Source organism: Embleya sp. NPDC056575 (assembly GCF_042793325.1).
GTDB lineage: Bacteria > Actinomycetota > Actinomycetes > Streptomycetales > Streptomycetaceae > Embleya.
In genome coordinates this window covers 84,831-92,105 of the sequence record NZ_JBHTVA010000043.1, presented here as the reverse complement: position 1 = coordinate 92,105, position 7,275 = coordinate 84,831, and the positions used below count along the sequence as shown (strand labels likewise).

Sequence of the window (7,275 nt, the reverse complement as noted above, 5' to 3'; positions counted from 1 at the left end):
ACAACCCGACCCACCCGGGAACGCAAGCCCGGCGGAACCCAACCCGACCCCCTCCCCGGCCACCCGCCGCAGGTCGCCCTTCCCCCGACCCAGGCACCCGCCCCGACGAAACCCCACACCCGAAGCCCCCACCGGCAGCGGCCAACCACCGACCCTGACCAGCCCCGCACCAGCCGGTCCCGCAACCACAAACGCAGCTTCCGCCGAAAACACCCGGCCCACTCGGGAAGGCTGCCCGGAAGACTCGACCCGGCCGCCCTCCCCACCCGCCACTGCCGGCCGGTTTTTCGCCGAGCAACACGCTCGTATCGCCAGAAGCCGGAGCCTCGGAGCCCCGCACGCCGGCGGCGGCCCACGACCGACTCTGACCAGCCCCGGCCCGGCCACCCGCAACCAACACCGCAACGCCCGCCGGGAAGGCCCGACGCACTCGGGAAGGCACTCCGGAGGGCTCGACCCGAGCCCGCCCCCACCTCCCGCGTCAACCACCCCCCACCACTCTTGAATAGTTCACCAAGTTAAGTTACAACACGTAACGTAAATCCCGAGAGGAGCCCCGGCGGTCCGACCCAGCCCGTCCCAGTCCGACCCAGCCCGCCCCAGCCCGTCCCGGCCCCACCCCGGTAATCCGGCACAAGTGATTCCGGCACAAGTAATAGGGAGAAGCCCATGGCCGATCTGCTCGTACGCGGAGGCACCGTCGTCGACGGAACCGGAGCGCCCCCCACCCCCGCCGACGTGCGGATCAGGGGCGGCGTGATCGTCGAGGTCGGCCCCGGGTTGCTTCCGGACGGTGGTACCGAGCGTGTCGTCGAGGCGAGCGGGGCCTACGTCGCGCCCGGGTTCATCGAGGCGCATACGCACGTCGACGGGGCCATGTGGTGGAACCCGGACCTCGATCCGCTGCCCGCATACGGCACCACCACCGTCGTGTTCGGCAACTGTGGGATGTCGGTGGCGCCGTTGCGGGAGAGCGCGCGTGGGCCCGTGCTCGATCTGTTCTGCTTCCTGGAGGACCTTCCGCTCTCCGCCTTCCAGGACAAGGTGCCGTGGACGTGGGAGCGCTGGCCGGAGTACCGCGGCGCGGTCGAGGGGCAGGCCGTCGCCGTCAACGTGGCCGGGTTCGTCGGGCACCTGACCCTGCGCACCACGGTGATGGGCGCGGAGGCGTCCTGGGCGCGGGCGGCGACCGGCGAGGAGATCGCCGAGATGGCCGCGTTGCTTGACGAATCGTTGACTCATGGAGCTATCGGCTTGTCGACCAATGTCTTCGACAAGGACCGCTACCTCAAGCCCGTGCCCACCCGGCTCGCCGAGGACGCCGAGTTCGAGGCGCTGGCCGACGTGCTCGCCCGGCACCCCGGGGCCACCCTCCAACTGATCACCCGGTTCAACGAACCGGACAACATCGACGCCGACGTGGAGCGCTTCGCCCGCATCTGCAAGCCGCGTGGGATCCGGGCCCAGTGGACCGCCATCCCGTCCACCGTTCGGGAGGACTACCTGCGCGAACAGACCATCGCGCTGCACCGCAGGCTGCGCGCCGACGGTGTCGACTTCTGGCCCAACGTGCCGCATAAACCGCTGGAGCCGTTCTTCAATTTCGAGCGTGCGCTCACCTTCCAGCGGGTCGCCGCGTGGAACCACTGGATCAACGGTCCGGCCGAGACCAAGCTCGCCACCCTGGCCGATCCGCGGTGGCGGGCCCAGGCCCGCGAGGACTGGGACAACCGGGTCTCGTCGTCGACATCTCGACTGGATCGCCCCGAGTCGCTGATCCTGGCCATCTCGGAGACCGGGCACGGCCCGCTCGGCATCTCGCTCAAGGAGTACGCCGACCGGGAGGGGCTGCACATCTCCGACGCACTGGCCACCTGGATCGGCCACAACGGGATCCTGTCCTGCCTGCGCGGCATCCCGGACGCGTTCGACGAGCCGGTCGTGGCCGGCCTGTTCGCCGAGCCGCACACGCTGACCAACATCAACGACTCCGGCGCGCACCTGCAGTTGTTCTGCGGCTCCGGCGAGAACGTCTACCTGCTCACCCGCTACGTGCGCGACACCGGCCTGCTGAGCGTCGAGCAGGCGGTGCACAACCTCACCGGCAAGCTCGCCGGCTTCTTCGGCCTGGGCGACCGGGGCGTGATCGCCCCGGGCCTGGCCGGCGACCTCGTGGTGTTCGCACTCGACGAGATCGAGGTGCGGCCGGAGGAGAAGCGCTACGACAACCCGGACGGCTCGTGGCGCTTCACGCGCGGACCGGCCGGCGTACGGGCCACCATCGTGCGCGGCGTGCCCACCGTGCTCGACGCCGAGCCGACCGGGGAGCGGCCGGGCACGATGGTCGGACTCGTTTCGTCGCCCGACTGACGGAACGTCACATAACTCCCCTTACCCTTGGAACACGGCGGTGGGTCACCGACCCCCCGCCGTGTCACGGTTTCGTGACGATCCGGCCTGGCCTTCACCATGGGGCAGGCGCCACAGGGACGCTACGGCCAACGTGATCGATGCCACGGACCGCGTACGGGGAGCGGGACCGCGGCCTCTTCACAGCGGGCATGCGCGGAGGGCAACCTTGTGGATACGGGCAACCGGTTCCACGACCGAAAATGGCTCGATCGGCGTCCGAATTGCACCGATTTGGGCAATGTCGGTACGTCGTGAGCAATCACCGCCGGAAGCGCGATGGCCCTCCGTCTAGGTAGCATCCGCCGAGTGCCGCCCGTTACCGACGGGCACGCCCCCCGACAAAGGTTCTCGATGAGTGACGATTCCCCCTCGCCGGCTTCGGCGGGGTTCGTGCCGACGCAACGGCCGCGCCTGGCCAAGGGAGCTTCTCCCTGGCTGGTGCCGACGGCCGTGACCGGCGCGTTGACCGGTTTGGCCGCACTGCGCAACCGGCGCTGGGCCCTCGCGGCCGTGCCGACGCTGGCGCTCACCGGTGGCATGCTGTGGTTCTTCCGTGACCCGGAGCGCGTCATCGGCGACGGCGTGATCGCCTCGGCCGACGGCGTGGTCCAGAGCATCGACCCCTGGCCCGACGGCCGCACCCGGGTCGCGACGTTCATGAGCCCGTTGAACGTGCACGTGAACCGTGCGCCGCTCGACGGCGTCGTGAAGTCCGTGGAGCACAAGGCCGGCGGATTCGTTCCGGCGTTCAACAAGGAAAGCGAACACAACGAGCGCGTTGTGTGGATCTTCGACACCGCGATCGGCGACGTGGAGCTGGTGCAGATCGCCGGCACCGTCGCGCGACGCATCGTGCCGTATCTGGAGCCGGGTACCGAGGTCGCCCGCGGCGACCGCATCGGCCTGATCCGGTTCGGCTCGCGCGTGGACGTGTACCTGCCGCCGGGCGTCGAGCCCGCGGTGACCGTGGGACAACGGACGACGGCGGGAGAGACACGTCTTGACCGGGACTGACTACGACGATACGGCCGACCTGGATGTCGCCGAGCTGAACATCCTGGGCACTCCGGTCGAGGACGATCCGCAGGCGTGCCTGTCCTCGCGGATCTCGGTCGCCGACGTGCTCACGCTGGGCAACGCGGCGTGCGGCTTCATGGCGATCTACTTCCTCGCCTGCTCGGTGATGGCGCAGCGCGGCGGCGACGTCGGCGTCTCGGCCGAGCGCGGCATGGCGGCGGCCGTGGTGCTGATGCTGGTCGGCGCGTTGTGCGACCTGTGTGACGGCATGGTCGCCCGCAAGCTGCGGATGTCCTCGCTCGGCGCGCAGCTGGACAACCTCGCGGACGTGATCACCTTCGGTGTCGCGCCGGCGTTCTTCGTGGTCACCTGGGCCGCCGTGCCGGTGAACGCGGGTCAGGCGCCGGCCGCGGTGCTGGTCGCGCTGTCGGTACTGATCGCCGGTGTCCTTCGGCTGGCCAGATTCGCGACCACGCCGGGGCGCCCAGGGGTGTTCCAGGGCATGCCCATCCCGATGGGCGCGATGACGGTCGTCTCGATCGTGCTGCTCGACCTGCCGTTCACGCCGGCCGCGGTGCTGATCGTGGCCGTGTCCGGGCTGATGGTCAGTCGGATCGAGTACCCCAAGCCGCAGGGCAACATGGCGATCCTGGTCATGGCGGGGATCGCGCTGAGCATGAGCTGCCTGATCGCCTGGGCGGCCGACGCGCCCGGCAGCGACTGGATGCTCAACATGGGCGCGACCACCCAGGTCACCCTGGCCCTGCTCGTGCCCGCGATGGCGATGGCCCGCAAGGGCGTGGAGCGCATCGGCCTGCGGATGATCCGCTAGCGGCCGGCACCCGCACCACCGCTTCGGACGCCGTCACCCCTCGGGGTGGCGGCGTCCGGCGTTTGCGGGCCCGGGGTCGGGCCTCACGGGGTCGGGTGAGCCGAGGTCCCGGACCACCCCTACCGCAACCGGTGCGCCAGCCCCGTGAACCGTTTGCCCGCCGACACCGTCCGCACCGCCTGGCCGAGCGCGCGCCGCGAGCCGACCAGGACCACCAGGCGCTTGGCGCGGGTGATCGCGGTGTAGAGCAGATTGCGCTGGAGCATCATCCAGGCGCCCGTCGTCACCGGCACCACCACCGCCGGATACTCGCTGCCCTGCGAGCGGTGGATGGTCACCGCGTACGCGTGCGACAACTCGTCGAGTTCGGCGAAGTCGTAGTCGACCTCCTCGTCCTCCTCGGTGCGCACCACGAGCTTCTGCTCCTCGGGGGACAGCGCGATGACCACCCCGCCGGTGCCGTTGAAGACGCCGTTGGCGCCTTTGTCGTAGTTGTTGCGGATCTGGGTGACCTTGTCGCCGACCCGGAAGACGCGCCCGCCGAACCGCTTCTCCGGCAGGCCCTCGCGCGAGGGCGTGAGCGCCTGCTGGAGCAGCAGGTTGAGCGCGCCGGCTCCGGCGGGGCCGCGGTGCATCGGGGCGAGCACCTGGATGTCGCGGCGCGGGTCCAGACCGAACTTGCGCGGGATGCGCCGGGCGACCACGTCCACGGTCAGCGTGGCCGCGTCCTCCGTCTCCTCGGCCGGGAACAGGAAGAAGTCGCTCAGCCCGTCGGTGACCGGCGGGCGGCCGGCGTTGATCCGGTGTGCGTTGGTCACCACGCCCGACTGTTGGGCCTGGCGGAAGATCTGGGTCAACCGCACCCGGGGCACCCGTTCGGCCGCGAGCAGGTCGCGCAGCACCTCGCCGGCGCCGACGCTGGGCAACTGGTCCACGTCGCCGACGAACAACACGTGCGCGCCCGCCGGTATCGCCTTGATCAGCTTGTTGGCGAGCAGCAGGTCCAGCATCGACGCCTCGTCGACCACCACGAGGTCCGCGTCGAGCGGCTTGTCCTGGTCGTAGGCCGCGTTGCCGCCGGGCTGGAGCTGCAACAGCCGGTGCACGGTGGCCGCTTCGCATCCGGTCAGCTCGGCGAGCCGCTTGGCGGCCCGGCCGGTGGGCGCGGCCAGGATCACCTTCGCGTCGCGCGCGCGGGCCAGTTCGACCACGGATCGTACGGTGAAGCTCTTGCCGCAGCCCGGCCCGCCGGTGAGCACCGCGACCTTGCTGGTCAGCGCGAGCCGTACGGCCTGCTCCTGCTCGGGCGCCAGCGCCGTGCCGGTCCGGCCGCGCAGCCAGGTCAGCGCCCGGGTCCAGTCCAGGTCGGCGAACGCGGCCAGCCGGTCCTCGCGCGCGCCCAACAACGCGCGCACCCGCCCGGCGAGGGAGAGTTCGGCGCGATGGAACGGCACCAGGTAGACCGCCTGGACCGGATCACCCTGGGTCCCGGACACCGTCACCGGGCCGGGCAACTCCTCGCAGACCACGCCCTCCTCCCCGATCAGGTCGTTCAGGCAGCGCACCACGAGGTCGGAGGGCACGTCGAGGATCTTCACCGCCTCGGCGACCAGGACGTCGGCGGGCAGGTAGCAGTGGCCGCTGTCGGAGCCCTCGGACAGCGTGTACTGCAGGCCGGCCTTGATCCGCTGGGGCGCGTCGTGCGGTATCCCGACCGCCTTGGCGATCGCGTCGGCGGTCTTGAAGCCGATCCCCCACACGTCGGCGGCGAGCCGGTAGGGCTCGGTGCGCACCACGGTGATCGACGCGTCGCCGTACTCCTTGAAGATCCGCACCGCCGGGGAGGTGGAGATGCCGATGCCCTGGAGGAAGACCATCACCTCCTTGATCGCCTTCTGTTCCTCCCACGCGGCGGCGATCAGCTTGGTGCGCTTGGGTCCCAGACCCGGGACCTGGATGAGCTGCGTGGCGTCCTCGTCGATCACGTCCAGCGAGCGCACCCCGAAGTGCTCGACGATGCGGTCGGCGGTCTTGGGGCCGATGCCCTTGATCAGCCCGGAGCCGAGATAGCGGCGGATGCCCTGCACGGTGGCCGGCAGCACGGTGCTGAACGATTCGACCTGGAACTGTTTGCCGAACTGCGGATGGCTGCCCCACCGGCCGCGCATCCGGATCGACTCGCCGGGCTGGGCGCCGAGCAGCGCGCCGACCACGGTGAGCAGTTCGGTGCCGCCGCGGCCGGTGTCCACCCGGGCGACGGTCCAGCCGTTCTCGTCGTTCTGGTACGTGATCCGCTCCAGCACGGCTTCGAGGACGGCCCCTCCCCCGGCCCCGGATTCCGGGCCGGGCGGTATCCCCGGCAGCGTGCTCGTCATGCCGCCCGAGCGTAGTCAACGGGGGCGACACGGTAACTAGAACACGTTCTCTTTTTGCTCCCCGACACCATTGACTGTGTCACATATCGGCGGTACGTTCCGTGCACTCCAGGCTCCGAGCCGCAAGCTCTCCGCAGATCGAAACAGATCGAAACCGTGAGGACACACGCATGCCCGTCATCAACGAGCAGGTCGAGGTCGCTGCCAGTCCCGAGGCCGTGTGGGCGAAGCTGACCGACTACAGCGTCTTCGGCGAATGGATGGTCCCGCACGTCGAGTTCCCGAACGGCGCCCCGGACAAGCTCGAAGCCGGCGTGGCGTACGACGAGAAGATGAAGCTGATGGGCTTCCCGGCGGACATCAAGTGGACGATCAAGGGCGTCGAGGCGGGCAAGTCCCTCGCGCTCGACGGCAAGGGCCCGATGGGCGTGATCATGACCGAGACCTTCATCGTCGAGGCGTCCGGCGACGGTTCGATCCTGCGGATCGAGTCCGAGGTCAAGGGCGGCGCGGTACAGATGATGGCCGGCAAGGTCACCAAGGCCACCCAGGAGGCGCTGATCGAGTCGCTGGCCAAGTTCGCCGCGCTCGTCAAGTAGCTCCCCCGCGCGGCACGCCCGACGACCGCGCACGACGACC

The 7,275-nt window shown here is 70.0% G+C and carries 5 protein-coding genes; 4 read left to right on the top strand and 1 reads right to left on the bottom strand.

The window, feature by feature from the left end; translation table 11 throughout:
• The first annotated feature begins 669 nt into the window (after positions 1–669).
• From ACFRCG_RS30370 to pssA, 3 genes are all read left to right on the top strand, one after another.
• Positions 670–2,370, top strand: a complete 1,701-nt coding sequence (locus ACFRCG_RS30370) for an amidohydrolase family protein (protein WP_380037284.1) — start codon at positions 670–672, stop codon at positions 2,368–2,370.
• A 393-nt stretch (positions 2,371–2,763) separates the two neighbouring features.
• Positions 2,764–3,426, top strand: coding sequence for a phosphatidylserine decarboxylase (locus tag ACFRCG_RS30365; protein ID WP_078977923.1), 663 nt, complete (start codon positions 2,764–2,766; stop codon positions 3,424–3,426).
• A complete protein-coding gene (pssA, locus tag ACFRCG_RS30360; RefSeq protein WP_380008098.1) occupies positions 3,413–4,261 on the top strand; it encodes a CDP-diacylglycerol--serine O-phosphatidyltransferase in 849 nt (282 codons plus the stop codon). Before ACFRCG_RS30365 ends, pssA begins: the two co-directional genes overlap by 14 nt.
• A gap of 119 nt (positions 4,262–4,380) precedes the next feature.
• On the opposite strand, the gene ACFRCG_RS30355 is transcribed toward pssA, so the two are convergent.
• Entirely contained in the window at positions 4,381–6,636 is a 2,256-nt protein-coding gene (locus ACFRCG_RS30355; RefSeq protein WP_380037282.1) for an ATP-dependent RecD-like DNA helicase, read from the bottom strand.
• A 170-nt stretch (positions 6,637–6,806) separates the two neighbouring features.
• Between ACFRCG_RS30355 and ACFRCG_RS30350 the strand changes: the two genes are divergently transcribed.
• Positions 6,807–7,235 (top strand): SRPBCC family protein, encoded by a 429-nt coding sequence (locus ACFRCG_RS30350; RefSeq protein ID WP_380037280.1) that lies wholly within the window; start codon positions 6,807–6,809, stop codon positions 7,233–7,235.
• The last annotated feature ends 40 nt before the right edge of the window (positions 7,236–7,275 follow it).